The 26,074-nt window shown below is 63.1% G+C and carries 22 protein-coding genes; 8 read left to right on the top strand and 14 right to left on the bottom strand.

From position 1 onward, the window contains the following. Positions 1-367 precede the first annotated feature (367 nt). The gene (locus AADX97_RS07260; RefSeq protein ID WP_374233125.1) at positions 368-1,945 is read right to left on the bottom strand and encodes an FIST signal transduction protein; all 1,578 of its coding nucleotides are present in this window, start codon (positions 1,943-1,945) and stop codon (positions 368-370) included. A 72-nt stretch (positions 1,946-2,017) separates the two neighbouring features. Here AADX97_RS07260 and AADX97_RS07255 point away from each other — a divergent pair, with 72 nt between their 5' ends. Beyond that, positions 2,018-2,386, top strand: a complete 369-nt coding sequence (locus AADX97_RS07255) for a hypothetical protein (RefSeq protein ID WP_374233127.1) — start codon at positions 2,018-2,020, stop codon at positions 2,384-2,386. A gap of 42 nt (positions 2,387-2,428) precedes the next feature. Here the strand turns inward: AADX97_RS07255 and AADX97_RS07250 are convergent, their stop codons facing one another. The 3 genes from AADX97_RS07250 to cysZ all read right to left on the bottom strand — a co-directional run bounded on the left by AADX97_RS07250 (position 2,429) and on the right by cysZ (position 8,164). After that, positions 2,429-5,512 (bottom strand): efflux RND transporter permease subunit, encoded by a 3,084-nt coding sequence (locus AADX97_RS07250; protein ID WP_374233128.1) that lies wholly within the window; start codon positions 5,510-5,512, stop codon positions 2,429-2,431. Beyond that, entirely contained in the window at positions 5,509-6,672 is a 1,164-nt protein-coding gene (locus AADX97_RS07245) for an efflux RND transporter periplasmic adaptor subunit (RefSeq protein ID WP_374233129.1), read from the bottom strand. The genes AADX97_RS07250 and AADX97_RS07245 overlap by 4 nt, the downstream gene beginning before the upstream one ends. A gap of 310 nt (positions 6,673-6,982) precedes the next feature. After that, positions 6,983-8,164 carry a sulfate transporter CysZ gene (gene cysZ / locus AADX97_RS07240; protein WP_374233131.1) on the bottom strand — a complete coding sequence of 394 codons (1,182 nt, stop codon included), beginning with the start codon at positions 8,162-8,164 and terminating at the stop codon, positions 6,983-6,985. A gap of 387 nt (positions 8,165-8,551) precedes the next feature. On the opposite strand from cysZ, the gene AADX97_RS07235 reads away from it, so the two are divergent. Next, complete coding sequence (locus tag AADX97_RS07235; protein WP_374233132.1) at positions 8,552-9,784, top strand: hypothetical protein; 1,233 nt, start codon at positions 8,552-8,554, stop codon at positions 9,782-9,784. 156 nt (positions 9,785-9,940) lie between these two features. After that, positions 9,941-11,005: a DUF2333 family protein gene (locus AADX97_RS07230; RefSeq protein ID WP_374233133.1), complete on the top strand. Its 1,065-nt coding sequence runs from the start codon at positions 9,941-9,943 to the stop codon at positions 11,003-11,005. A gap of 227 nt (positions 11,006-11,232) precedes the next feature. On the opposite strand, the gene cysC is transcribed toward AADX97_RS07230, so the two are convergent. From cysC to AADX97_RS07200, 6 genes are all read right to left on the bottom strand, one after another. Continuing rightward, positions 11,233-11,892 carry an adenylyl-sulfate kinase gene (cysC, locus tag AADX97_RS07225; RefSeq protein ID WP_374233134.1) on the bottom strand — a complete coding sequence of 220 codons (660 nt, stop codon included), beginning with the start codon at positions 11,890-11,892 and terminating at the stop codon, positions 11,233-11,235. Positions 11,893-12,119: 227 nt separating this feature from the next. Continuing rightward, complete coding sequence (locus AADX97_RS07220; protein WP_374233136.1) at positions 12,120-12,515, bottom strand: hypothetical protein; 396 nt, start codon at positions 12,513-12,515, stop codon at positions 12,120-12,122. Between the two features lie 17 nt (positions 12,516-12,532). Further along, a complete protein-coding gene (locus AADX97_RS07215) occupies positions 12,533-12,847 on the bottom strand; it encodes a hypothetical protein (protein ID WP_374233137.1) in 315 nt (104 codons plus the stop codon). Positions 12,848-13,140: 293 nt separating this feature from the next. After that, positions 13,141-14,247 (bottom strand): ABC transporter ATP-binding protein, encoded by a 1,107-nt coding sequence (locus tag AADX97_RS07210; RefSeq protein ID WP_374233138.1) that lies wholly within the window; start codon positions 14,245-14,247, stop codon positions 13,141-13,143. Continuing rightward, positions 14,231-15,877: an ABC transporter permease gene (locus AADX97_RS07205; protein ID WP_374233139.1), complete on the bottom strand. Its 1,647-nt coding sequence runs from the start codon at positions 15,875-15,877 to the stop codon at positions 14,231-14,233. The genes AADX97_RS07210 and AADX97_RS07205 overlap by 17 nt, the downstream gene beginning before the upstream one ends. Positions 15,878-15,967: 90 nt before the next feature. Then, positions 15,968-16,996, bottom strand: coding sequence for a Fe(3+) ABC transporter substrate-binding protein (locus AADX97_RS07200; protein WP_374233275.1), 1,029 nt, complete (start codon positions 16,994-16,996; stop codon positions 15,968-15,970). 345 nt (positions 16,997-17,341) lie between these two features. On the opposite strand from AADX97_RS07200, the gene sufB reads away from it, so the two are divergent. The 4 genes from sufB to AADX97_RS07180 all read left to right on the top strand — a co-directional run bounded on the left by sufB (position 17,342) and on the right by AADX97_RS07180 (position 21,699). Next, the gene (sufB, locus tag AADX97_RS07195; protein ID WP_374233140.1) at positions 17,342-18,787 is read left to right on the top strand and encodes a Fe-S cluster assembly protein SufB; all 1,446 of its coding nucleotides are present in this window, start codon (positions 17,342-17,344) and stop codon (positions 18,785-18,787) included. 214 nt (positions 18,788-19,001) lie between these two features. Next, positions 19,002-19,757: a Fe-S cluster assembly ATPase SufC gene (sufC, locus tag AADX97_RS07190; RefSeq protein WP_374233276.1), complete on the top strand. Its 756-nt coding sequence runs from the start codon at positions 19,002-19,004 to the stop codon at positions 19,755-19,757. Beyond that, positions 19,754-21,079: a Fe-S cluster assembly protein SufD gene (gene sufD / locus AADX97_RS07185; protein WP_374233142.1), complete on the top strand. Its 1,326-nt coding sequence runs from the start codon at positions 19,754-19,756 to the stop codon at positions 21,077-21,079. Before sufC ends, sufD begins: the two co-directional genes overlap by 4 nt. A 215-nt stretch (positions 21,080-21,294) precedes the next feature. Next, positions 21,295-21,699: an SUF system Fe-S cluster assembly protein gene (locus tag AADX97_RS07180; RefSeq protein ID WP_374233143.1), complete on the top strand. Its 405-nt coding sequence runs from the start codon at positions 21,295-21,297 to the stop codon at positions 21,697-21,699. Between the two features lie 204 nt (positions 21,700-21,903). Here AADX97_RS07180 and AADX97_RS07175 read toward each other — a convergent pair whose 3' ends face one another. The 4 genes from AADX97_RS07175 to AADX97_RS07160 all read right to left on the bottom strand — a co-directional run bounded on the left by AADX97_RS07175 (position 21,904) and on the right by AADX97_RS07160 (position 25,689). Further along, positions 21,904-23,106 (bottom strand): alkaline phosphatase family protein, encoded by a 1,203-nt coding sequence (locus tag AADX97_RS07175; protein WP_374233145.1) that lies wholly within the window; start codon positions 23,104-23,106, stop codon positions 21,904-21,906. A gap of 166 nt (positions 23,107-23,272) precedes the next feature. Next, positions 23,273-23,905, bottom strand: a complete 633-nt coding sequence (locus AADX97_RS07170) for a DedA family protein (RefSeq protein WP_374233146.1) — start codon at positions 23,903-23,905, stop codon at positions 23,273-23,275. Positions 23,906-23,911: 6 nt separating this feature from the next. Beyond that, positions 23,912-24,724, bottom strand: a complete 813-nt coding sequence (locus AADX97_RS07165; protein WP_374233147.1) for an undecaprenyl-diphosphate phosphatase — start codon at positions 24,722-24,724, stop codon at positions 23,912-23,914. A 233-nt stretch (positions 24,725-24,957) separates the two neighbouring features. Next, entirely contained in the window at positions 24,958-25,689 is a 732-nt protein-coding gene (locus AADX97_RS07160) for a 4'-phosphopantetheinyl transferase superfamily protein (RefSeq protein ID WP_374233149.1), read from the bottom strand. 139 nt (positions 25,690-25,828) lie between these two features. On the opposite strand from AADX97_RS07160, the gene AADX97_RS07155 reads away from it, so the two are divergent. After that, complete coding sequence (locus AADX97_RS07155) at positions 25,829-26,044, top strand: hypothetical protein (RefSeq protein ID WP_374233151.1); 216 nt, start codon at positions 25,829-25,831, stop codon at positions 26,042-26,044. Positions 26,045-26,074 lie beyond the last annotated feature (30 nt).

Here is a 26,074-nt window from a genome sequence, read left to right as displayed (position 1 = left end):
ATGGATCTGACGTAAGACTTTGATGAAAAAATCAAATGTCTACTCCATCCTGTGGGTTAGGGCACGACCGGCTTCAGTCTAAGCTCTCGGGGTTCGCGCCGACTTTTTCATCGCAAAAAAAATTCCAGCCAAGGGTTCGCCAATAACCATGGCGCAAATCCATGAATTTTCTTTTTTATTAAGGTTTTTTTATCATGGGATATCGCGAATGAGTCTCCTGGCCGCGAGTGTTTTCGGGCAGGGCAATCGCATCAACCGCGACTAATATTCGGATGAATCGATGGAATCTTCTGGCCTGCGGTTTGTGGCCGCTTAAACAGGGGCTTCTCCAAGTACTGCTCGTCCCAACCGACCTTTGCCGGCTTGCTCAGTCTCCGGTGTTCTCGACGGGACTCAAGAGTCGGGCTAGATGCGCAATCGACAACGGAAACGGCTCCTCGTAACGGCGTCGATGCTGCGCGTCGATCAGCCGTGCCAGCCCGCTTCTGTTGAGACGCGGTCGACTCCCCTTGAATGCGAGGCGTCGGACGTCCTCGAAGCGGGTGTCCAACAACTGACACAGCAGATCCAACGCCCGCGCCCTGTAGAATAGGCTTTGCTCGGTTCGACAATGGGTGTCGAGACGCTCCAAGACGTGACAGTCATCCAGGGCGGCGAGGGTGCGCTCCAAGCGCGCATCGGTCGCCTTGAGGGTTTCGGTGAGGCGCTTGTTCTCCTGCAGCAGGTTCGCCTCCGAAATGGCTTCTTGAGACGCGAACACGCCCTTAGACGGCCGTGGTTCTTCGCCGAGCAAGAGGATCATCAGACTACAGTTGTGATAAGCAGGCTCGCAACAGGGTCCCGCGGGTGCGATCTCGCCATACGTATAAAAACCTGCGATCGCAAGGCTCGGAGTGAGCAGTTCGGTCGCTTTGCGATACTCGCTTTCCGGATGTTGTTTCAAGACGAGAGCGCGACTTGCGGAAGAAAACCAAAGCGCACCGGCCGGCGAAGCGAGATCGGGGTATCGCGTCAGCGCTTGTTGAAGATTTCGACGCGCGGCGAGCAGGATGGCGTCCGGATCAGGTTGTGTGAATTGAATCTGACAGGTCGAGGGCAAGCCCTGGAGTGATTCGAGTGAACCGCATTTGTCGTCGTAACGAATCACGTCCCGTAGGCTGTGCTGCTCGCTCTGAGGGTCCGGATAGACCGCGACCGGATGGATGAGCGACCAATAGCCGTGATCCAGTGGATAGCGGGAGGACAGATACCCGAACGCGGTCTCGCGCTCGATCGTCTTGATGCGGTTGCCGTCGCAGGTGGCGTCCAGGCGCGCACTGACCGGGCGCCAACCCGCGGACAAGCCTTCGGTGACAGCCCAACTGTAGCGAAGCGGGCCGGAGAAGAGGATGTAGGGGACCGAGCGCTGCAAGATCTCGCGTTCGAAGAACTGGCAGGTGCCATTCAGGCGAAAGTTCTCGGCGGTCGCGCCGCCGAAGAGGCTGGTCCGTGGAAGCAGGCTCCCGAACACCCGGACGACGGCATCGCCGTCCAGGCTCATTCCGTCGGGAAACAGAAGGCATAGGCAGGGTGGATCGGGGGTATTGCGCACCGCTTCCAGTTCTCGAGCGGCAATCAGGAAGTTGGCCGCCTCATCCTCGGCCGTGAGATCACGCACGACGCCGGACCGGATCGCTACGGTGTCGCTGGCGAACAGGATCAAGAGGGACGAACCCAGTCGATATCCCGCATCGCGCGAAGTCTCGCCGTAAGAGCTTCCTCCCAGGAGCGAACAACCCGGCAAGCGATCCGCGAGTCCGGCGAGCAGCTCGGCATGATCGAGACCGAAGGTGGAGAAGACGAGTCCGGCCTGCGGGGAGTGCCCGTCTAGGTCGGCCAATGCTTGGTCGGCGAGCGATGCGGCGGCGACGGACATGTCGGTATCGAGACTGTGGGCACAGGACATCTTAAACATCGTTCTCCCTCGTTTCGGTATTCCCTATCCGGATCAGTCTTTGTAAAGCCGATGCGGCAGATCGTGTGCAAAACCCAAGCGGGTGTCAACGCCGCGCACCGACAGGTCGCCATCGTGGCCGTCTATGCGAAATTGCAGGGAGTCGAATGGGCCACCGCCCGGGCGTTGGTGGGCGACAGCGCGGGAGGCGCGGGAGGTGATCCTCGCCATGACGGGAGCGCGGCCGTCTCTACTGCCCTGGCATCGCTGAAATACCCGAATGGCAACTGCTCGGCCGGCGGCGAGCATCGCCTGAAACCAGTGCGCAAAACGGTCGCGGGTCCCTTGCTCGGTGCATCGCTGGTGGTTGTCGAGCCGAAACCGGAGATTGCCGCTGCGGTCGTTATCCGCGCCGATGGTCATCCCAAGGGCGCGCGCGCTTGGGCGAGGTGATCGACGGCGTCGAAGCGCATGATGTCCGGCTGAAGGGAGTCTCTACGACCGGGACTCGGCCGCATCGATCTCGGGACGGACGACGCCGAGGGTCCGATGCCGATCCGGCGAGAGCAGCATATAGAAGGCCGGCACCACGAAGAGTGTGAAGAGCGTGCCGATGCCCAGCCCCGTGACGATCACCAACCCGATGTCGAAGCGGCTGACCGCTCCGGGACCGGTCGCGGTGAGGAGCGGGATCATGGCGACCAGCATGGCGACCGTGGTCATTAGGATCGGGCGCAGCCGGATCGCCGAGGCCTGCTCGACCGCGTCGCGTTTGGAAAGACCCTCGCGCATGCGCAACTGGTTGGAGAACTCCACGATCAGGATGCCGTTCTTGGCGATCAGACCGATGAGTGTGATGAGCCCGACCTGGGTATAGATGTTGACGCTCGCGAAGCCGAGAAAGAGGAAAGCGAGGGCGCCGGCGATGGTGAGCGGCACCGACATAAGGATGATAAAGGGGTCGCGCCAGCTCTCGAACTGGGCGGCCAGCACCAGATAGATGATCAGGAGCGAGAGGAAGAAGGTGACCTCGAGTGCGGCGCCCTCGGTCTTGAACTGGCGCGACTCGCCCTTGTAGTCCCAGCGCACGCCGCGCGGGAAGAGTGCGGATGCCTCTTGCTCCAGATAGGCAAGGGCGGCACCCAAGGGCACGCCGGGCGTCATGACGCCCGAGAGCGTGATGGCGTTGAGCTGCTGGAACTGGACGCGTTTGGAGGGCTCGACCTCGTTGCGGATCTCGACCAGCGCCGAAAGCGGGATCAGGTCGCCCGCGGCGTTGCGCACATAGAAATCCTGCAACTCGCCGATATCGTTGCGGAAACGCTGTGCGACCTGAGGAATCACCTGATAGCTGCGGCCTTCCAGGCTGAACCAGTTCACATAGTCCTCATTCAGCATCACCGAGAGGCTGCGGCCGAGATCGGCCATGCTGATCCCTAAATCACCGGCGAGGTCGCGATCGATCTCCAAGACGGTGCGTGGTCGCTCGTACTTGATGTCCTTGCTCAGAAACATGAAGTTGCCGCTGGCCATCGCCTTGCCGAGCAGTTGATCCGCGAGGCCGTCGAGCTCGGCGACGGGGCGATCCGACAACACGACGAACTCGACCGGAATCCCGTTGCCCGGTGTCGGCAGACTTGGCCGCGGGAAGACGACGGTCTGCATCCCGGTGATCTCGCCGAGCATGCCTTGGAGCTGCGGCTGGAGCTCCATCTGGCCACGCTCGCGCTCCGAGGGCGGTGACATCTTGAAGCCGCCGAAGGTCATGCTCTGGTCCCCGCCCATGCCGGCGATGATGAAGCTCTCCTTGTATTCGGGAAAGGATTCGAAGATCGGCAGCATCTCGTCGATATAACGCAGATTGAGATCGACGGTCGCGGTCTGGGGCGTGGTGCCCATAAAGAAGAGGATGCTCTGGTCCTCGGTCGGGGCCAGCTCCTTTTTGGTCATCGAGTACATTCCGTAGATGGCGCCCAAGATAACGACGGCGACCAACAGCGTGACGCCCGGATACTCAAGCCAGCGGTGCAGTAGGCGCCGATAACCCTGTGCAAGATTGGTAAAAGCATGCTCCACGCCTTGCTCGAAACGGCCTTGCTCGCTGCCCGCGTGCAGGACACGCCCGGCGAGCATCGGCGAGAGTGTGAGGGCCACGACGCCCGAGACCACCACGGCGCCGGCGAGTGTGAAGGCGAACTCGGTGAAGAGGGAGCCGACCAGCCCGCCCATGAATCCGATGGGTGCATAGACGGCAGCCAGCGTCAGGGTCATGGCAATGATGGGCATCGCCAGCTCGCGCGCGCCGTCGATGGCCGCCTGGGTTCCGCTTTTGCCCATCTCGATGTGTCGGTGCACGTTCTCCACCACGATGATGGCGTCGTCGACGACAATCCCGATGGCCAAAATCATCGCCAGCAATGTTAATAGGTTGATCGAGAAACCCAGGAGCAGCATAAGGAACCCGGCCCCGACGATCGAGAGCGGAACGGCGACCGAGGGGACGAGGGCGGCACGGACCGAGCCGAGCGACAGAAAGATGACGAGCAGCACGATCAGCACGGCTTCGGCGAGCGTCTTGAAGACCTCCGTGATGGAGTCCTGGATGAACTCGCTGGCGTCGTAGGGCACGAACGCCTTCAGCCCTTCCGGGAACTGGGTCTCGAGCTCGGGCATCAGGTCTTGCACCCGAGCGGCGACGTCGAGCGGATTGGAGCCTGGTGCGGGCTCGATGCCGATGAAGATGGCCGGGATGCCCTTGTAAAGCGTAGCGGAATCATAGGTCTTGGCACCCATCTCGACCTCGGCGATGTCGTCGAGACGGATCAGGGTGTCGTCTTGGGCGCGCACGACCAGGCGTTGGAAGTCCTCGACGCGACTGACGTCGGTGGTGGCCGACACATCGATCTGGACCTGATCCCCGCGCAGCCGCCCGATGCCGGCGAGATAGTTGTTCTCGGCGAGCACACGGGCGACCTCGTCGCCGCTGACACCCAGCGAGGCCATGCGTGCGGGGTCGAGCCAGATCCGCATCGCAAAGGTCTGGTCGCCGAAGATCTCGGCCTTGGCGATGCCTTCGAGCGCCTGCAGCTGAGGCTGCACGACCCGGATCAGGTAGTCCGTGATCTGCGGCAGCGTCATCTCCTCGCTGTAGAAGGCGAGATACATGAGTGCGGTCGAGTCGCCGGTCGTGGAGTCGATCACCGGGTTCTGCGCGGCTTCGGGCAGGACGTTCAAACGGCTGGCGACCTTCGCCTGGATCTCGGCGACGGCCGCGTTGGGGTTATAGTTGAGGCGCATGTTTGCCTCGATGACCGACACCCCTGCCGTGCTGGTGCCGACCAGATACTCGATCCCGTTGGCTTCGGCCACCGCCTGCTGCAGCGGCGTGGTGATGAAGCCCTGCACAAGGTCGCTGCTGGCGCCCGGGTAGGCCGTGGTGATGGTGACGACGGTGTTTTGGGTTGCCGGGTACTGACGGATCTCCAGGTCGAGGAAGGCGCGAATGCCGAGGATGAAGATCAAGAGGCTGACGACGGTGGCCAGGACCGGGCGGTGGACGAAGATGTCGGTGAACTTCATGTCGCCGTGTCCTCGGGATCCCGATCGGATTCGGGCGGCTCGGATTCAGGCGCGGGCTCGAGCTCGGATGTCCCGGCCGCGGGCGCCTCGCCCACTGCATCGACGATCCGGACCTCTTGAGCGTTGTTGAGTTTGACTTGGCCGGACAAGACGACACGGTCGCCCTCGGCAAGTCCATCCAGCACCGCGATCTCGTTTCCGCGTACCGCGCCGGTGCGCACTTGGCGGCGCTCGACGAGCGTCTTGCCGTCCTCCTCCCGGATGACGAAGACCGCGTCGCCGTATGTATTGAAGGCGATGGCTTCACGCGGGATGGTCAGCACGGCGTCCTCGCGCGGCAAGAGTGTCGCCGCCCGTGCAAACATGCCGGGGCGGAGCGCCAGGTCCGGATTGCTCAGGCCCGCACGGACCCGGACGTTGCGCGTGCCCTGGTCGATTCCCGGGCTGATGACCTGGATGATCCCGTCGAAGATCCGGTCCGGGTGCGCGGAGACGCGCACCTGCACCTGTTGCCCGACCTGCAGAAGCCCCAGGTGACGTTCGGGCAGGGCGTAGTCGACATACACGGGATCCAGGGTCTGAAGCGGGACGATCGAGGAACCTTCGGCAAGGAACTGCCCGAGGTCGATCCGACGGATGCCCAGTTGTCCGTCGAATGGCGCGCGGATCGTCTTCTTCTCGATCGTCGCCTGTTTAGCCTTCACCTGCGCGCGGGCCTGATCGAGCTGCGCGCTGATCTCGTCGAAGTCGCCTTGGGCGACGGCACGGTCCTTGAGCAGCGAGCGATTGCGGTCGACCTTGATCTGCGCGAGGCGCTCCGCGGCCTGCAATCCCTCCAGGTCGGCGCGATCGACCTCATCGGCCAGCCTGACGAGGATGTCCCCTTTCTTGACCATCGCGCCCGATTCGAACGCGATCGCCGTCACCTGTCCGGCGACCTCGTTGTTCACCTCCACGCCCTGGATCGCCTGCAGGGTGCCGACCGCCTCCAGGGTCGGCTCCCAGGCCGTCGTCTCGACCGTCACGGCGGTCACCGTCGGTGCCGGCATGGGTTGCGAGAACATCGCACTCTCGGACTGGATCTGGCGATATTTCATGTAGGCGAGGGCGCCGATCACTGCGGCCAGCACCATCAACACAAGCAGGATTCGGACGAACATGGGCGAGCTGTGCCTCTAGCAGTGGAAACGCCGTTGACGTGGCTTCGGGTCGTTGGTACACCGGATCCGGGGTCCGGCAAAACACCCGATCCGAAGCACTCGACGATGGGGTTAGGTAATTTCCGGGAATGCATCGACCAACATGTAGGGGCGACTTTAGTCGCCCGGTAACCATTGGAGGCATGCACGGCCGGGATGCTCATTCCCGGAAATCGCCTTAAACCGCGCCCAGCGCGGTATGCGATGTTTTTTGATCGGGTCGGATCGGATCGGCCTCGGCCGACTTGACGACTGTTGGAGTCGGTGCGGTTTAATCCAACAGGACCTGTTTCGCCTCATTGATCTTGGAGGCCAGATAGTCCGAGCCGCCCCGGTCAGGATGCAGTCGCTGGATCAGGCGCCGGTGCGCGTCGCGAACCTCCTGCGGATCGGCGTCCGGGCCGATCCCGAGGATGGCGCGGGCCTCCTCCGGTGGCATGCGCTCGATCGGTGCGCGCGGCGCCTCGGCGTGTCGTCGGTGCGGTGCCTCCGGGGTCTTGCGTCCGCGCTCGCGATCGAGGTAAACCTCAAGCGCCTCGGCCGACTCGGGGTCGCTCGCGTAGCAGCCATTGAGCATCTCGACGAGATCCTCCGTCGGCACCTGATCGAGGGATCTCCCTGCATATGGTCCGGCCAGCACTTCGCCGCCGATCCGGCCCGAGAGGTGGTCGATCTCGAGCAGGACGCAGCGTGTCGCAACGCGGGACTGGGTCGCACCTTGGTAACGGCTCGCGCCCTTCAGCTCGCGAACCCACATGGCGGTGGCGCCCGCAACGGCGCTCGGCATCAGGATGAAATTGACCAAGGGCACCATGCTCAGCATGGCCGCGGAAGCCCCGAAACCAAGGCTCATCCCGCGGTGGCGACCGAGACGCCGACGCATCTCCCGAAACTTCATCCCGTGGTTTCCCATTGGATAATCCGAATACTGAACAGCGAGGATCCAGGCAACGTAGAGAAGCCAGAGAAATTGTCCGACGACGGGGACGAGCAGCAGAAGCAAAAAAGGAATTGCGAGGATGAGGGCATAAATGATTTTTTTCATCTCGTCGATGAGTGTCGGCACGGTGTCCGCGATGACGCTCATGAGCGTGCTGCCCTGATCGAGCGGGCGTCCGGTGAGCATCCGCTCGACCTTTTCGGCCAAGAGGCTGTTGAAAGGCGACGCTATCAGGTTGGCCACCAAGGCAAAGAGGTTGAAGACCACGGCGAGCAGGACCAGGACAAACAAGGGCCAAAGGATCCAATCCAGCCAGCCGAGCCAGCTCGGAAGACGCACGTCGAGGGCGGCGAGGAGTTGCTCGAACATCCGCACACCCTGTGCGATGGCCGCCGAGAAGATCAGGATATTCACCGCCAGCGGGATCACGACGAATCGCCGCAACCCGGGCCGGGCGATCAGCCGGATGCCTTCGAGCAGGTATCCGGCACCTAAGAGAGGGTTGGTTGCCATAGGGATCACGGGTGGCCGCAGCCTTCATTGATTTGGTGTGAGCTTGAGACCGGGTCACCGATCTTCGGATCCGGCGCGTGAGCCGGTGCGGGTGTCCTGGCGGGACGGCATCATCCGCAGCAGTATACCGGGGGCGCCCGGCCTGCGGCAGTCGAGCTCGGCGTCGCGTGCGGCGATCGACTGCAGGAAAGGGCCGCTGCGTCGCTGGTGGATCAAAGTCCTCGAACGCGCGACCTTCGCTCGGCGATTGGCCGGACGACATCGCCGACAAGCGAGGAATCGCCGCTCGATTGTGGTTGTCCCTTGAACCCGCGCGTCTATTCAGGCAGCCTAAGCAGGTTTTATGACCAAATCCATTTTTAACCGTCCCACACGAGGATCAACCTGATGAAAGAGGTCGTGGCCACGCTCGCACAAGCACGAGCAAAACTGGCGACTATCGATATCGGTAAGACGTCCGTCTGGACCGTGGCCGTCGTGACTGTTGTCGGAACCCTGTACGTCACGCTTGCAGACCCTTTCGAGGAACCCGCGCCGCTTTCCCCCGTTCAAGTGGCATCCAATATTGCCCCGATCGGGACCGTGGCCCTGACGGCATCGCCGCCGTCGGCAGCCGAGCCTGCCCCCGCGGTGAGCGCCGCCGAGCCTGCAACTGCGCCCGAGCCGGCAGAACCCGTTCCTGCTGAGGAGGCGGCCCCGGAGCCCGAGATCGCTCGGTCGGAGGCAGTCGGCGCCAGCCATTTTGCGCCTTTGCCGGTAGCCCCTGCGTCGGCGCCCGAATCCGTACCGGAGGTGGACTCCGGTGCGGTCGAGCCGGCTTCCGAACCCGAGGTCGAGGTCGCAACAGTCCTTGAGGTCGAGGCCGAAGAGTCTACGCCCGTTGCCGAGCCGGTTGCCGAGGGCTCCGCAGAGCCGGCCCAGGTGACGCCCGCGCCTCCGGCGGTCCGCCCGCAGCAAGAGTACCGGATGCCGCATTTCGCGCCCCTCCCGGGTTCGAAGACGACGGCTCCGCCGAGCCCTGCGGCAGCGCCTTCCCTAGCGCATCCGACGCTCCCGGCACTTCCCGATGCGCCTGCTCCGGTCGTCTCGGGCCCGCCAACAGCTGCGCCCGTGGAGGAGTCTGCCGTCGCGGAGAGCATGCCCGAGGAGCCGGCTGCGCCTGCGGATCCCGTGCCTACGACCCCGGACTCCCTCATCGAGGTGCCGGTGGCCGTCATGCCGATGGCCGCGGAGCCCGTTTCCGAGCCTCCGGCGACGGATCCGGCATCGGCCGAAGCGCACATGATCGAGGCGGAGGTCGTCGAGGCGCCGCCGGCCGCGACGTCTGGGTCCTCCGATTCGGCGTCGGTGCCGAGCGATCCGCCCGTCACGTCGGCACCACCGCCCGTTCCGACGGAGGCACCTGCTCCGGTAGCGGCACCTGCTCCGGCAGAGGCACCTGCTCCGGCAGAGGCACCCGTCGCGGCAGAGGCACCCGTCGCGGCAGAGGCACCGGCTCCGACCCCGGCACCGGCCGCTATCGTGCCGGCTGTGCCTGCTCCGGTCACGGAGGTGGCTCCAACATCGCCTGTTGTCCAACCCATACCGCGTTGGATGAATCCCTTCACTCCCATGCGTTAGGTCGAGGTTTCCGCATCGGCCCAGCTCGATGGGCCGATGCGGGCCTTCGGCGACAGGCAAGCATCGGCGCGGCCCCAAGGCCGAAATCGATTCGCGGTTCCCGAGCGTCATCGCAGGCCCGCGAATGCATAAGCTCGAGACAACACGGAGAATGTAATGGAGAAGCCGCACCTGCCGAAGTCGGTGACCGAAGTCGTCAAGCTGTACGATCCGCGGACCTGGCGCGAGAAGGGACTCTGGTGGACAGCAGGGCTGTTCGTTGTCACCTACCTTTTGGTGATCACAATCCTCGCGATCTTCTGGTCTCGCTCGCCGGCGACCTTCGATATCCGGGAAAAGGCAGCGAGCTTGGCTGGCGGCAACGGGAGCGATTCGGCGCGACTCGTGACCGGCAGCTACACAACCGCCGCTGCCATCGGTATCGCGGAAACGCTCCTGGATAAACCCGGCGGCTATCTGAGCAACGATATGACCCCTCCGGGCGTCTTCCTCGACAATATTCCGAATTGGGAGTTCGGTGCCCTTACCGAGCTGCGGGACCTTTCGCGAGCGATGCGCAACGAGTTCTCCCGCTCCCAGACCCAATCGGTTGAGGACAAGGATCTTCAGGTGGCCGAGCCACAGTTCAGCTACGATTCCGAGTCATGGATCCTTCCGTCGACGGAGTCCGAATATCGCACCGGCATTGCTGCCATGTACCGATATTTCGAACGCCTTAGGGACGACAACGCCTCTGACGGGCAGTTTTTCGCGCGATCCGACAATCTGAGATCCTATCTTGCCGTGGCGGAAAAACGTCTGGGCAGCCTGGCGCAACGCCTCTCCTACGCCGTCGGGCAGGCCCATTTGGATACGTCACTTGCGGGTGACCCAAGCGCGCGGCAGGCAAACCCGGCCGTCGGCGAGCGCGAAAACAGGACGCCGTGGATGGAGATCGACGACGTTTTCTTCGAGGCGCGCGGCTACACCTGGGCCTTGCTTCACAGCCTTGAAGCCCTGTCGATCGACTTCGAGAAGGTGCTGGACGATAAGAATGCGCTGGTCTCTCTCCGGCAGATCATCCGAGAGCTTGAGAATACCCAAAATTCGATCTGGAGCCCGGTTATCCTGAACGGCACCGGATTCGGTCCAATGGGGAATCATTCCCTCGTGATGGCGTCCTATATCTCGCGTGCGAACGCGGCGATCATCGATCTCCGGAGCCTGCTGGAGAAGGGTTGATCACTGAGGCACCCTAAAAGGTAGGATGGGTAGAGCGCAGCGAAACCCATCCTCCAAGCTGCAACGCCTCCCTTGGCCAAGCGGCGCAGCGACATCCATGTCACGACATGACGTGCTTCCTGCGAGCGACATCGGCGCGGGGAGGATGGGTTTCGCTGCGCTCTACCCATCCTACGATTATGGCGTTGTTCGATGTCTCGAATCGGTTTGCATTGCGGCCCGCGGCGTTAGGATCTCGGCAGGATGATCCCGCTCGAGCGCAGGTAGGCGATCACCTCGTCGGCCAGGACATCAGGCGGGTTCTGGCCGGCATGAAGCTGCAGCTCCGCTGCGGTCGGTTCTTCATAGGGATCGTCGATCCCGGTGAAGCCTTTGATCTCCCCGGCACGTGCCTTTTTGTAAAGCCCCTTGGGGTCGCGTGTCTCGCAGATCTCGATGGGCGTGTCGACGAAGACCTCGATGAAGTCGCCTTCCGGCATGGCGCGCCGGACCCGTTCACGGTCCGCACGATAGGGGCTGATGAAGGCGGTCAGGGCGATGACCCCGGCTTGTGCAAAGAGGTGTGCGACCGCACCGATTCGGCGAATGTTCTCCTCACGATCCATTGCGGAGAATCCAAGGCCGAAACGCTGAGCGAAATCCTCGCCGTGAATCTCGCGGAGCATCCCGGGACCGGCGTTGAGGGCATGGCGAACATTATCGCCGTCCAACACAGCACTGTGGATGCCCTGCTGGTGGAGCCGATGGTCCAGCGTATTGGCGATCGTGCTCTTACCCGAGCCGCTGAGCCCGGTGAACCAGAGCACGCAGCCCTTGTGACCCTTCATCGCTTCGCGATCTTCGCGAGAGACCTGATGCTCATGCCAGGTCACATTGGTGTCGTTCATTGTCTATCCTCAAGGCTGATTTAGGGGTAACGAGAAAAAGAAAGCAAAAATCATGCTGTATACGCGATTCCCTCGAACGCGGTGGACTCGACAGGGATCGGTGCGAAACAGTGATCCGGGCGCCCGATGGGGTCGACCTGGAGGGGATCTCCAAGCAGACGGCTCGCTGACACACGCGGGCCGCAGCATCGCGTCCGCCGTCTCGAAGCGGATCCGATCGCCTGCGATCAGGTCCCCGGCGCGCGGGGCATCGAGAACCGTGTCTCGATGGTGCCGCCGCAACCGACGATGCATTCCTCGTATTGAATCGCGCAGATCGTCATCTCCGCAGCCGGGCAGGTGTCGGGCTTGATGCAGAGCGCCCCCGGGGTGGCGAGACAGGTCTCGTGATCCGCCGACAGTCGCTCGTAGTGCATCCGACACTCGTCTTCGCGCACCCGCTGGCGCTGCTCGCACTGGCTTCGGCTCAGGTCGCAGCTCGCCACGCAAGCCTGTGCTTGCGGATCGGTGGGCGGAATGACATTTCTTTCCTGCAGGTGATTGGTGCATGCGGCCGTGGCAACTATCGCCAAGACGCCGATCAAAAGGCGCGGAGCGCGCGCGAAAAAGATCCAGGGTGCCATCGATGGTCTCGAGTTGATCAGGAAGGGCATTGTCGTCTGCGCAAGCGGCGACCGAGTAGATAGAGTAGCGCACCGTTGATGCCGACGCCGATTGCAAGCAAGGCAAGGTTGAGTGCGGCGGAGTCGATTCCCAGCAGGCCGCTGACCTGGCTTACGAACAGGCTCCATGGTAGCGCAAAGAGGACGAGAAATATTCCGGACGATGGATCGCCGCCGAACAACAGCAGGGCGATCGCACCGACCGATACGGCCAGATAACCGGCGATGAGATTGCGCATCGCCGTCGGGATCTCGGTAAGCGGGGCACTGGCCTTACGGGGGGCTTGTGGCATGATAACCTCCTGCCGATTCGAGGATTGAACGCCGACGATCATCGGGCAGAGCCGGGCCGGTACAGGGCCCATCCGACCAAACCATTCGATCGACCCGACCGATCAACCGATCGATCGACGACGGGCCGTGGAGAGACACAGATGAGCAAAGGCGAAGACAAAAAGAAGGAAGCCAAGAAGCAGCCGCTGAAGAACATGAAGGAGAAGCGGGCCGAGAAGAAGGCCAAGAAGACCGGCCGAAGCGGCTGAGCACAAGGGTTCCCGCATCGCCGGGATCCGGCCCCATCTGCGGATTAGCTGCACGCCGGAAGCCCGCTGCCGATTGCAGCGTCTTCCGGCGCAACCGGCTCGGCGCAGGCGCAGGGAAAGACCACGAGATGATCCGCTTCGAGTCGGATCCCGATGTCATCCCCGACGGCATGTTGATGGTGGCTCGGGACCAAGCAGAGCACCACCGTTCCGCTCGCCAACCTGAGCTGATAGAGATACTCGGCACCGCGAAACGCGCGTTCGACCACGACCGCGCGTCTCGGGCTGGTCTCGTCGTAGAGCATGTCGTCGGGTCGGATCAGCACCTCCGCCGCCGTTCCAGGTTCCAGACCGTGCGGCTTGCTTCCGGCGACGCGCCCGAGCTCCGTCTTCACGCGTGTCTCGTCCACCACGACGGCCGGAAGCAACACGCCTTGGCCGATGAAATCGGCGACAAAGCGGTCCGCCGGCTCATGGTAGAGCCCGAATCCGGTTCCCCATTGTCGAATGCTCCCGTTCGCGATGACCCCGATTTGATCGGCCATGGCGAAGGCCTCGAGTTGGTCATGCGTGACCAGGATCGCCGTCACGCCCTCGCGTCTGAGTAGATCCCGCACCTCGCGTGCAAGCTGCTCGCGCAGCTCCGCGTCCATGCTGGAAAAGGGTTCGTCGAGCAAGAGGATGTCGGGGCGCGGCGCCATGGCGCGGGCGAGGGCGACCCGCTGCTGCATCCCTCCGGAGAGCTCGTGCGGATATTGGGATGCCGCTTGGCGCAGGTCCACCAGATCGAGAAGCTCGGCAACCCGATGCGCGCGCTCGGCACGTTTGAGTCCGCGCAGCCCGAACGCAACGTTGCGTGCAACCGTAAGGTGCGGGAACAGGGCGAAGTCCTGAAAGACCATGCCGACCCGCCGTTGCTCCGGGGGAAGGGTGTCGCCGGGCACCGAGACGCGACGCCCGTGCAACAGGACCTCGCCGCGGCTGACGGGCTCGAACCCGGCGATGGCACGCAGCAGGGTCGTCTTGCCGCAGCCGCTCGGCCCGAGCAGACACCCGATGATGCCTTGCTCGAGGACGAAGGATACATCGCGCACGATCGTGGTATCGCCATAGGCGACGCTGACGTCTCTGACCTCAAGCTGTGTCGGCATTGCGGGACTTGGTGATGGAACGGCTCAGCAGGATAACCGGAACCAAGCCTGCAAGCACGATGGTCAGTGCGGCAGGCGCGGTGTCAGCCAGGCGCTCGTCGGAGGCCAGCTCGTAGGCACGCACCGCGAGAGTGTTGAAATTGAAGGGTCGCAGGATCAGGGTCGCCGGTAGCTCTTTGAGCACATCGACGAAGACCAAGAGCACCGCGGTGAGCAGGCTGCCCCTGAGCATCGGGATGTGGATATGCCGCAACACCTGCCCCGGCCGATAGCCCATGGCGCGACCGGCCTCGTCCATCGACGGTCGGATGCGCCCGAGCCCGGCCTCGACCGTCTGCAGCGCGACGGCCAGAAAGCGTGTCAGGTAGGCGAAGACCAGGGCAGCCAGGGTCCCGCTCAACAACAGACCGGTCGAGACATCGAAGGTTTGGCGCATCCAGGCGTCCAGGGTGTTGTCGAACCAGGCGAAGGGGATGATCACGCCGATGGCGATGACGGTGCCGGGCACGGCATAACCCAGACCGGCGACCTTGACGGCTCCGGTCACCACACGCGTCGGATGCAGACGTTTGCCGTAGCCCAGCACCAGGGCCAGCAGCAAGGCGATCAGTGCGGCGATTGCCGCGAGCTCGAGGCTGTTGCGCACCAGCCGCCAGAAGGCTGCGTCGTAAGCGCCCTCGGCGATCGTCAGTGCCCAGGCGGCGAGCTGCCCGGCGGGGATCAGGAACCCGAGCATCAGCGGAATCAGGCAAAAGACGGCGGCCGCGACGGCGCGCCAGCCGGTCAGGTGGTAGCGGCGGATCGATTGATGCCGCCGGCTGGTGTCGTGATAACGGGCCTGGCTGCGCGAGATCCGCTCCAGCGTGATCAGGACCAGAACGAAGCCGAGCAGCATCGCCGAGAGTTGGGCGGCTGCCGCGGCGTTGTTCAGGCCGAACCAGGTGCGGAAGATCCCGGTCGTGAAGGTTTGGACGCCGAAATACTGGACCGTGCCGTAATCGGCCAGGGTCTCCATCAGGGCCAGGGTCAGTCCGGCGACGATGGCCGGCCGTGCCAGGGGCAAGGCGACCGCAAAGAAGGTGCGCCAAGGGCCGTTGCCGAGCGTGCGGCTGACGTCAAGCACGCACAGCGACTGGCTGAGAAAGGCGGCTCGGCTGAGCAAATAGACGTATGGATAAAGGACCAGCGCCAGCATCAAGGCGGCCCCTTCGAGCGAGCGGATCTCGGGAAACCAGTAGTCTCCGAAACCCCAACCGGTCCAGTCCCTGAGCGTGGTCTGAACCGGTCCGGCGAAATCCAGCATGCCGGTGTAGGTGTAGGCGATGATGTAGGCAGGCATCGCCATGGGCAGGATCAGCGCCCATTCAAACAGGCCGCGTCCCGGGAAGCGGCACATGCTGGTCAGCCAGGCCGTGCCGACGCCGCCGATCAGGGTTCCGACGGCGACTCCGAGCATCAACAGCAGCGTGTTGAGCACATAATCGGCGAGGACCGTGTCGACGAGATGCTGCCAGACATCGCCGGCGGGAACCAGGACAAAACCGACAATGACCAGCACCGGCAGGCCGGTCAAGAGTGCGATCGCGACGATGCTTGCCGACCACAACCCTCGGCGCTCATGCGTGCTCACGATCGTCTCATGAAAGGGACTGCCCCTGCGCGGAGGGCCGCCGAGAGGGCCCTTTCAGGCCCCATTATCGCTTCTCGAGTGGCCGCCCGTCTATTTCCAGCCTGCACGGTCCATCAGGCGCACCGCATCCGGCCCAAGCTCGCCGAGCTTCGAGAGCTGAAGGTCGTCGGCCTTGAACTCGCCCCAGGATTGCAGGAGCTCGCTGACTTCAGCGCTCGGTAGCACGGGGTACTCTCCGTTGACGTCCGCATACCAGGCTTGGGATTCGGGGCTGACGAGGAACTCGGCGAGCTTGGTAGCCGCCTCCTTGTTCTTCGCGGAATGGGTCATGGCGATCCCGCTCACGTTGACGTGGGCGCCGCGCCCGTCCTGGTTCGGCCAGAAGACCCGCATGACCTGCGCGGCGTCCACCTGACTTTGATCGCCAGAGGTCAGCATGCCGGCTAGGTAATAGGTGTTGGCGATGGCGAGGTCGCATTGCCCGGCCGCAGCCGCCGCGATCTGATCGCGATCGCCGCCTTTGGGGGGACGTGCCATGTTGGCGACGAGACCCGTCGCCCAGGTCTCAGTGGCTTCGACGCCGTCGGCCGCGATCATGGAGGCGACCATGGATTGGTTGTAGATATTGTCCGAGGAGCGGATGCAGATGCGACCCTTCCAGGCGGGGTCGGCCAGGGCCTCGTAGGTCGAGAGGTTGGTCGGATCGACCTTGCCCTCGACATAGAGGATCGGACGCGCACGCAAGGACAGACCGAACCAATGTCCTTCCGGATCACGGTAAACTTCCGGGATCGCCTCGATCAGCACCTGGCTCTCGATCGGCTGAGTGACCCCGGCCTCCTTGGCGCGATAGAGGTTGCCGGCATCGACCGTTACCAGCAGATCGGCGGGGGAGTTGATCCCCTCGCTCTCCAGGCGCTTGAGCAAGGTCTCGGCCTTGTCCGTAACCATGTTGACCTTGATGCCGGTCTGCTCCGTGAAACGGTCCAGCAAGGGTTTGATTAGCTCTTCCTTGCGCGCGGAGTAGAGGTTGACCTCCTCGTCGGCCGCGACAACGCTCGGCGGGACGGCGAAGAGGAGCGCCGCGGCGATCCCGCCGGTGATCCCGCGGGTAATCAAGGAGATGATGTAGCGCGATGGTTTCATGTGCTTGGGGCTCCTGATGGCCGAATGTGGGTTCTCGTCTTGGCGGTTTTCCGCCTGGCGCCAAGAATAATGGGAACGGTTCGCATTAACAAGCCGACGCTGAGTGCGTTGCGAAAATTCGAATATAATCGTGTCATTATCTGAGCGGCCGCGCAGAACCCCTTGAAACCGGGGTGCGGCGCTCGGACATGAGTCTCGTCAGGATCCGATCCCAACTGATCCGATGTCATCCGGACGTCCCGCGGGATGTTGAAACCCGCCGATAAGGGCGTATAGTAAATACCCAGTAAAACGCTCAAGAAAACGGAGCCAGGAGAGATGACCTCAACCCAAGCTGTCGACGATATCGTCCGATCCGAGTACGAGCATGGTTTCGTGACCGAGATCGAGTCCGACACCCTGCCGCCCGGTCTGGACGAAGGGGTGGTGCGCGCCATCTCCGCCCGTAAGGGCGAGCCCGAATTCATGACCGAGTTGCGGCTCAAGGCCTACCGGCACTGGCTGACCATGAAGACGCCGCACTGGGCCTCCGTGCACTACCCGCCGATTGATTTTCAGTCGATCTCCTACTTCTCGGCCCCGAAGCGCCCGGAAGACATGCCCAAGAGTCTCGACGAGATCGATCCGGCCTTGCTCGAAACCTACGAGAAGCTCGGCATTCCAATCGAGGAGCAAAAGGCGCTCGCCGGAATCGCCGTGGATGCCGTGTTCGACAGCGTCTCGGTCGCGACGACCTTTCGAGCTGTGTTGGCCGAAGCAGGCGTCATCTTCTGTTCCATCTCAGAGGCCGTCCACGAGCACCCCGACCTGATCAAACAGTACCTGGGTTCGGTGGTTCCGCACACCGACAACTACTACGCGGGACTCAACGCCGCGGTTTTCAGCGACGGCACCTTCGTCTATGTCCCCAAGGGCGTGCGTTGCCCGATGGAGCTGAGCACCTATTTCCGGATCAACGCGCGCAATACCGGCCAGTTCGAGCGAACCCTGATCATCGCCGAAGCGGGCAGCTACGTCAGCTATCTCGAGGGCTGCACAGCGCCCCAGCGCGACGAGAACCAGCTCCACGCCGCGGTCGTCGAGCTGATCGCCATGGACGACGCCGAGATCAAATACTCGACGGTGCAGAATTGGTACCCGGGCGACGCCCAAGGCCGTGGGGGTATCTACAACTTCGTGACCAAGCGCGGCGACTGCCGCGGTGCGCGCTCCAAGATCTCCTGGACCCAGGTCGAGACGGGTTCAGCGATCACCTGGAAATACCCCAGCTGCATCCTGCGCGGCGACGACTCGATCGGCGAGTTCTACTCCGTTGCCGTCACCAAGGGCCGTCAGCAGGCCGATACCGGCACCAAGATGATCCACCTCGGGCGCAATACGCGCTCGACCATTGTTTCCAAGGGGATTTCCGCCGGCGAGGGTCAACAAACCTATCGCGGCCTGGTGCGGATCAGTCAGCGGGCCGAGGGTGCGCGCAACCACACCCAGTGCGACTCCCTGCTGATCGGCGACCGTTGCAGCGCCAATACCTTTCCGTACATCGAGGTCAAGCACCCGAGTGCGAATCTCGAGCACGAGGCGACCACCTCGAAGATTAGCGACGACCAGTTGTTCTACTGCCGCTCGCGTGGACTCACCGAGGAAGATGCGGTCTCGATGATCGTCAACGGCTTCTGCAAAGAGGTCTTCAACGAGCTGCCGATGGAGTTCGCAGTGGAGGCCCAGAAGCTCTTGAGTATTAGTTTGGAAGGCGCGGTCGGTTGAACCGCATTGAACCGCGTTTGGAGGTTCATGCGAGATCGGCACATGGCCTCGGTGTCGCGACAATCAACGCCGTCCACGCGACGCGGTTCAAGTTTTTAAAACGAAATTAATCATACCGATCGCGTCAGCTCAGACGTTGATCGGCCGGCTTTCAGGTTGATCCAAACACAGGATCGAGCGGGTTACGCCGGACGCGATCGATCAGGAGAGAATGATGTTGTCTGTCAAGGGCCTGCGGGCCAAAGTGGGTGAAAACGAGATCCTGACGGGCCTGGATCTGGAGGTCGGTCCCGGTGAGATCCACGCCATCATGGGTCCGAACGGCTCGGGCAAGAGCACCTTCTCGCATGTCCTGTCCGGACGCGAGGGTTACGAGGTCACGTCCGGCTCCGTCACCTTCGAAGGGCAGGATCTGCTCGCGCTCGAGCCCGAGGAGCGCGCGCACCTGGGCGTCTTCCTGGCGTTCCAGTATCCGGTTGAGCTGCCGGGCGTCAACAACACCTATTTCCTGAAGGCGGCGCTGAACAGCATCCGCAAGGCCCGCGGCGAGAGCGAGTTGGACGCGGTCTCGTTTCTGCGCTTGATCAAGGAGAAGCTCAAGATCCTGCATCTGAACGACTCTCTCTTGAAGCGCGCGGTCAACGCGGGATTCTCGGGCGGCGAGAAGAAGCGCAACGAGATCTTCCAGATGGCGCTGCTCGAACCCAAGCTCGCGATCCTCGACGAGACCGATTCCGGGCTCGACATCGACGCCTTGCGCGTCGTCGCAGACGGCGTGAATGCGTTGCGCAGTTCGGAGCGTTCCATGATCGTGGTCACCCACTATCAGCGTCTGCTCGACTACATCGAGCCCGATCATGTCCATGTTCTGGCAAAAGGCCGGATCATCCGCTCGGGCGGTAAGGAGCTTGCGCTGGAGCTCGAAGAGAAGGGATACGGCTGGATCCTCGAGCAGGAGCAGGCGGCATGAACGGCGCTGCGCCCACCAGCTTCGACACCTGGCTCTCCGCGCGCGCGGACGGCGAGGCCGGCGCCGGGCTTGATTGGCTCGAGGCGCAGCGGCGCAGCGCCCTGGACCAAGTGCGTAAGCAAGGCGTGCCGGGCACCAAGCAGGAAGCGTGGCGCTACACCAGTCTGAAGCGACTGATCGAGCAGGGGTTCGCTCGGGTCGAGGACGAGGTCACCGCGCTGCAGCTGGACGACATCGAGGAGCTGTTGATCCCCGAGTTGGACAGCCATCGCGCGGTCATGGTGAACGGACGTTACACGCCTTCGCTGTCGGCTCTCGGCGATCTGCCGCGCGGCGTTCGCGTAACCGGTCTGCGGGCCCTGTTGGCCAGCGATCCCGATGCCCTGCGCGAGCGCCTCAACGGCGTAGCAGGCGAGAGCCAGCCCTTGTTCGCGGCTTTGAACACGGCGGGTTTGGACGACGGCCTGGTCGTCTTGCTCGACCGCGGTGCGATCCTCGAGCGGCCGATCGAGCTGATCCATCTCTCCGTCGGTATGGACGAGCCGGGCGTCGCACAACCCCGTCATCTGGTGTCGCTCGCGGACGGTGCACAGGCGACCCTGATCGAGCGGTATGTGAGTCTCGGCGAGTCGCTCTATTGCACCAACTCGGTGCTGGAGCTGTCGCTCGGTCGAGACGCCGTGCTGAAGCACGACCGCATTCAAGTCGAGAGTCCAAACGCCTTCCACATCACGGGCCTTTACCTGAGTCAGGACGCCAACAGCCGTTATGTCGGCGTCAACATCGGTCTGGGTGCGGCTTGGGCGCGTACCGATCTGGTGACCCGCTTCAGCGGCGAGCACGCCGAATGCGATCTGCAGGGGCTCTATCTCGCGGGCGATCGGCAGTTGATGGACTACCACATCGACGTGGATCACGCGGTCCCTGCGTGCTCGAGCCGCGAGACCTTCAAGGGCATCCTCTACGGCAAGGGTCGGGCGGTCTTCGACGGCCGGGTCGTGGTGGCAAAGGACGCACAGAAGACCGACGCGGCCATGTCCAACAAGAATCTCATGTTGTCCGAGAACGCGGAGATCGATACCAAGCCGCAGCTCGAGATCAACGCCGACGACGTGAAGTGTAGTCACGGCACGACGGTCGGCCAGATCGAGCCAGAGAAGCTCTTTTATCTGCGCTCGCGCGGCATCTCCGCACAGCTCGCGCGTCGCATGCTCTGCTTGGGATTCGCCGAGGAGATCATCGATGCCTTGCACTCGGTCGCGCTGCGCGAGGCGGTCTCGGAGGAGGTCGGGCGTCGACTCGAAACCGCTCCGCTGACCTAAGGGGCGTCAGGAGCGGTTGACGAGGGATGATCCGAAGAGTGCCCCATTGCGGACTCCGCGGGATGTCGAGTCGGCGCGGTTAAGAGGTTAAGGATTCACTTACTTGAACCGCGTCCACTCCGGGGACATTGGCTCGACAAGGGCCGAGCCGATCGGAGGGATCGCATGTCGCGACGGACGCGGTTCAACCGGAAATTGCAGTCGAGAGGTCGAGCATGAACAGACTGGCCCGCTTCGTCGGATTCGGGAAGCATGACGAGGAGAGTGGGGATACCGCCGTTCTTACGGAGGAGGTCGCGGTCGAGCAGATGGACGCCGAGGAGCTGCGCGAGCCGATTATCGAAGCGCTGCGCAGCGTGCAGGATCCCGAGATCCCCATCAACATCTATGATCTCGGTCTGATCTACCGGGTCGACATCACCCCGGTCGGCGACGTCTCGATCGACATGACGCTGACCGCGCCGGCCTGTCCGGTCGCGGGCATGATGCCGATCATGGTGAAGGATGCCGTCTCGAAGGTCGAGGGTGTCGGCCTGATCCAGGTCGACCTGGTGTGGGATCCGCCTTGGAGTCAGGCGAACATGAGCGACGAGGCACGTCTCCAGCTCGGTTTGATGTGACGGCACTCGGCATATTAAACCGCGTCCAGAGCGAATTGCTCGTTTCAGAGTGAGCTCGACGTTCGGTGCATCCACAATCCGTAGTGGGGACGCGGTTTAAAATTTTATATTTTTTAATAATTTAAACCGCACCAGCTCCAACGGTCGTCAAGTCTGCCGGGGCCGATCCCATCCACGATTATCGCATACCGCTCCGGGCGCGGTTTAAGTACGCAGCAGACACAAGGGGACGCGAAGCTCGGCGTCGCTGATTCCGCCGTGGACCCCGATCTGTCGGTGTGGTTGCTCGAAAGGCAGCCACTGTCGGACGACGCCGTTGCCCTTCGGGAGCAAACAGACGTCCCCGACACGCTCCATGAACCGCGGGTGCATCCTCCCCGCACCGAAGAACCCATCCTCCACGAGCTGCTCGCTCGGCACCAGGTCGACGCGGTCCGCCAAGACATCGCTGCAGTAGTCGCCGAATGCGGCCGCACGGCCGGACCTCAGATAGCAGAAGGCCGCTCGGGGCTCGCCGCACAGCGGAAGCAAGAGATGGTTTTCGAGCTCCGGATGAGCGGCAAGGTCGATCGTATCCGAGGGCTGCGTATCCACCTGGCCGTGATCCGCGCAGACCAGCAGCAGACTGTCCGTATCCGCGATCTCATGCATGAAGGATGCGATCTCCCGCTCGATCTCGCGAAGATGGGCTAGTGAGGCCGGGCTCTCCATTCCCTGCTCATGACCGATCGCGTCCAATCTCGGCCAGTAAAGATAAAGATACTTGGGTTCGCGTCGACGCCGCCCCCAGCCGTGGAGAACCCCGGCGGTTCGCACGAACATGTCGCGCAATCCCTTGAAGGTCACCAGCTCGCCGCGTCCCAGATGTGCGCGGTTGAAGTCCGATCGGGCGATGTTTTCCGGCGAGACCAGGATGCTGCGGGTGGCGATCCGGTTGGTGATCGGTGTGGTCCCGAAGAGCTTGACCGGATCGATCCCGGCCTTCCGATAGGGCACGCCGCCGAAGCGCGGTGTGCCCGGCAGCACCGTCATCACGCATCCAAGCTCGCCGAGATAGGTATGCCAACCGGTTAGCCCGTGTGCCAACGGCGCTTCCCCGGTGAGGAAGGTCGGGATCGCGGCCGCCGTCGTCGAGGGGAAGACCGAGGTGAGGGTTGCGCGCCGGGTTCGGCTCAGGATCCCGTCCGGCGATTGCCTGTCGAGCCAATCGGCGCCGAGGCCGTCGATGACCAGGAGGATCAGATTGGTGGCTTGCGCCAGCTCATCCGTCGGCAGATCGCGCAGTCTCGGGGCGTCGGATCGCCCGCCGCGGGCCTGGATGATGCTGCTCATCAGATTGAGGATGCCGCCGCCGTCGTAGTCCGGCCGTGTCATCGTATGCTCGGCCAGCGCCCGGGGTTTAACCATGATGACGCTCCCGTTGCTTAGGCGATTTCCGCAAAATTCCATGCCGTAGGTTGTGCTGACGGCAGGAAGCACAACATCCGCCGACGGTTGGTTGTGCCTCGCACGGCTCGGCACAACCCACACGCAGGCGCGCGCAGCACATGCGTAAGGCCCTTGCGAACGCGACTCAGGCGTGCTGGCCGGCCGATTTGCGGCGCAACAAGAACCAGATAAACGCCAGGATCAAGACCGCCGAGAAGGCAAGCACATAGGGTCTGAGCGGCTCGATGAAGTCTGTGATGCGTTGGAAATCCTCCTTCAAGGTGTAGGCCCCGAACCCGAAGGCCCCGACCCAAAGACTGGTTCCGAGGATGGTTCCCGTGAGGAAGCGCCACCAGGGCATCTGCAGTGCCCCGGCCGCGATATTGCTGGTCTGACGCAGCCCGTCGAGAAAGCGAGCGACGATGAGCAACCCGATCCCCCAACGCGCGAAGGCCGCCTCGGCTTTGTCCAGACGCTCGCGATGCTTGGATGTGCGTTTGAGCAGCCCCTTCAGCCCGTAGCGTCCGATCAGATAGCCGATGATGTCGCCGAGCTGGGTCGCCGTCCACGCCACGATCAGGACGGTTGCGATGTCCATCTTGCCGCTTGCGGCGAGCAGCGCGCAGGCGATCAAGAGGGTTTGGCCCGGCAGCGGGATCCCGAATCCTTCGGCCATGCAGGCGACAAACAGCGCCCAGAGTCCGTAACGGTCCAGGATCGGCTGCAGGCTGGCGATCCCGGAGGTCAAGGTCGTTGCGATTTCGGCTTCCAGACTCATCGAGTGTCACCACACCAGCATCAGAATCACGGCGCCCAGCAGGACTCGGTAGATCACGAAGGGGAGCATGCTGATACGCTCGATGAACTTCAGGAAGTAATGAATCGTCAAGTAGGCGAAGACGAACGAAAGGGCCGCTCCGAGCAACAGCGACATCCAGTCGACCGGCTCGCCGGCCTGCAGCAGATCGAGCGTTTCGAGACCGCCCGCCATGATGATGGTCGGGATCGCGAGCAGGAAGGAGAAGCGCGAAGCCGCCTTGCGGGTCAGTCCGAGCATGAGCGCTGCGGTCATGGTGATGCCCGAGCGTGAGGTCCCCGGAATGATCGCGATCGCCTGCATGACACCGACGAACACGGCCGCCTTCCAGCCGAGGCTGTATTCGTCGCGCGCGCGCTTTCCGCTGAAGTCCGCCCACCACAGCAGCAACCCGAAGCCGATGCTGGTGGCCGCAACCACCAGGGCAACCAGGGTCGGGTCTTCGCGCAGAACCTCAAGCACGGACTTCAGCGGCAGGCCCAGCACGATCACCGGCAGGGTGGCGAGGATGATCATCCAGCCGAGGCGGGCATCGGGTGCGTCGAATCGGCGTGTGCGCAACGACTGCAGCACAGCGATCGTCATGGTCACGATTTCGCGCCTGAAATAGAGCATCACCGCGGCAAGCGTGCCCAGATGCAACGCGACATCGAAGGCGAGGCTCTGCAGCTCGTAGCCGAACAGGAGCGGTGTCAGGATCAAATGTCCCGAGCTCGAGATCGGCAAGAACTCGGTAATGCCCTGAACGAACGCAAGTAAGACGATCTGAATAGTTTCCAACGAACGGCGCTCCTCGGGATTGAAGGCTCAGATTATACGCGGCGTACCGGCCGTGTTCGCGCGATCGATGCTTCCGGTGCCCTATCGAGTGATCGACGACGGTCTTAAGCAGGATGGCGACGCTCTTCATTCTCACGCGCTTTTCATGCCTAAACCGCGCCGGCTCCAACACTTGTCGGAGCCGGCGCGGCCAAGCCAATCCAACAAACGACGCCTATCGCTCCGGGCGCGGTTTAGAGCAGATCGAATGTCGACCAGTCCGACACCGGCGGCAGGGTCTCGCGCGCGACCGCGGCGATATAACCCTTCTCCGGAATGCAATGCAGAACGGCCGGCGGCCGTGCGCCGGCGGGTCGGGGCCGGAAGAGTCCTCGGCCGTCGGCCTTGGCATCCGCCTCGAGCGCGGTCCAGGCACGGTAGAAGCGGGCGAGGTGCTCGTCTTGCGGAGCCGATGCGAGTGTCCGAACCATCTCGGGTGCGAACATCCGTTCAGCAACGGCATCGATGTTGTGCCGCGGTCGGATCCACTCGCAGTCCACACCGACATCGGTGCTCGGCCCGAGCCCGGTGCCGACGGCCACCAAGGCCAGATCGCCGGTCGTCGTCAAATTAAAGGAGAGCGGCAACGCTGCGCCGGCAAGCGCGGGCTTGCCGGCCGGTCCATAATCGAAGCGGAGCGACCCCGGCGGTGCATCGAGATAGCGCGAGAGGATCTCGCGCAGTCCGGCATGGGCGCGCACGTAGCGCTCGCGATAGGGCTGATGACGCATCCCTAACGCGCGCGCGCGCTGGCGCTCCCTGAGCAGGCGCAGCCCGTGCGCGAGGTCGAGCCCGCTTTCATCGGTGCGGATTCGCCACAGATGCAGCGCACCCGATCGGATCCCGCAACGTATCGGCCCGGCGGTCCAGTGGAGTGTCGGGGTGGCCGGCATCGCGCCTGCTTCATTCCCTCTTTGCGTCGACATGCGTTGTGACCTCCGTCGTCATCTTCCTATAATCGACAAACTCCCGGCAAACAGGGTGCGTCGATCTCGTTCGGGAAGATGCCGATCGAGACGCAGCGCGCATGTCGGACCATCTCGCTCACCGCTGGAGGCCAGGGTCTTGCAGACTCTCGAACAATGTCGTGTGGATGCGCGCATCGAGGCGGTGTGCAGCAAGGGTTGTAGGCAGGTCAGGCAAGATATCGCCGCCTTGGAGGCCGGGGCACATCTGCCCGAGACACGTGATCTGAGCGCGGAGGAGCGCGGTACCCTGCTGCGCGAGCTCAAGCAGATCATGGCCGTCTACGGCGATGCCTGCCGGCTGCCGCCGCCCTGAGATCCTACGCCCTGCCCGTCGGGGGTGTAT

The sequence above is a fragment of the Thiocapsa sp. C2-2m genome (genome assembly GCF_041903745.1).
Classification (GTDB): Bacteria; Pseudomonadota; Gammaproteobacteria; order Chromatiales; family Chromatiaceae; genus Thiocapsa; species Thiocapsa roseilacustris.
This window is presented reverse-complemented; position numbering and strand designations above follow the sequence as displayed.

Bases quoted from the DNA above. Each gene is read 5' to 3' on its own strand.
- AADX97_RS07215 (WP_374233137.1), bottom strand. From the start codon at position 12,847: ATGCCACAAGCCCCCCGTAAGGCCAGTGCCCCGCTTACCGAGATCCCG.
- sufD (WP_374233142.1), top strand. From the start codon at position 19,754: ATGAACGGCGCTGCGCCCACCAGCTTCGACACCTGGCTCTCCGCGCGC.
- AADX97_RS07175 (WP_374233145.1), bottom strand. From the start codon at position 23,106: ATGGTTAAACCCCGGGCGCTGGCCGAGCATACGATGACACGGCCGGAC.
- AADX97_RS07170 (WP_374233146.1), bottom strand. From the start codon at position 23,905: ATGAGTCTGGAAGCCGAAATCGCAACGACCTTGACCTCCGGGATCGCC.
- sufB (WP_374233140.1), top strand. From the start codon at position 17,342: ATGACCTCAACCCAAGCTGTCGACGATATCGTCCGATCCGAGTACGAG.
- cysZ (WP_374233131.1), bottom strand. From the start codon at position 8,164: ATGGCAACCAACCCTCTCTTAGGTGCCGGATACCTGCTCGAAGGCATC.
- AADX97_RS07260 (WP_374233125.1), bottom strand. From the start codon at position 1,945: ATGTCCTGTGCCCACAGTCTCGATACCGACATGTCCGTCGCCGCCGCA.
- AADX97_RS07235 (WP_374233132.1), top strand. From the start codon at position 8,552: ATGAAAGAGGTCGTGGCCACGCTCGCACAAGCACGAGCAAAACTGGCG.
- cysC (WP_374233134.1), bottom strand. From the start codon at position 11,892: ATGAACGACACCAATGTGACCTGGCATGAGCATCAGGTCTCTCGCGAA.
- AADX97_RS07230 (WP_374233133.1), top strand. From the start codon at position 9,941: ATGGAGAAGCCGCACCTGCCGAAGTCGGTGACCGAAGTCGTCAAGCTG.
- AADX97_RS07210 (WP_374233138.1), bottom strand. From the start codon at position 14,247: ATGCCGACACAGCTTGAGGTCAGAGACGTCAGCGTCGCCTATGGCGAT.
- AADX97_RS07220 (WP_374233136.1), bottom strand. From the start codon at position 12,515: ATGGCACCCTGGATCTTTTTCGCGCGCGCTCCGCGCCTTTTGATCGGC.
- AADX97_RS07250 (WP_374233128.1), bottom strand. From the start codon at position 5,512: ATGAAGTTCACCGACATCTTCGTCCACCGCCCGGTCCTGGCCACCGTC.
- AADX97_RS07245 (WP_374233129.1), bottom strand. From the start codon at position 6,672: ATGTTCGTCCGAATCCTGCTTGTGTTGATGGTGCTGGCCGCAGTGATC.
- sufC (WP_374233276.1), top strand. From the start codon at position 19,002: ATGTTGTCTGTCAAGGGCCTGCGGGCCAAAGTGGGTGAAAACGAGATC.
- AADX97_RS07160 (WP_374233149.1), bottom strand. From the start codon at position 25,689: ATGTCGACGCAAAGAGGGAATGAAGCAGGCGCGATGCCGGCCACCCCG.
- AADX97_RS07180 (WP_374233143.1), top strand. From the start codon at position 21,295: ATGAACAGACTGGCCCGCTTCGTCGGATTCGGGAAGCATGACGAGGAG.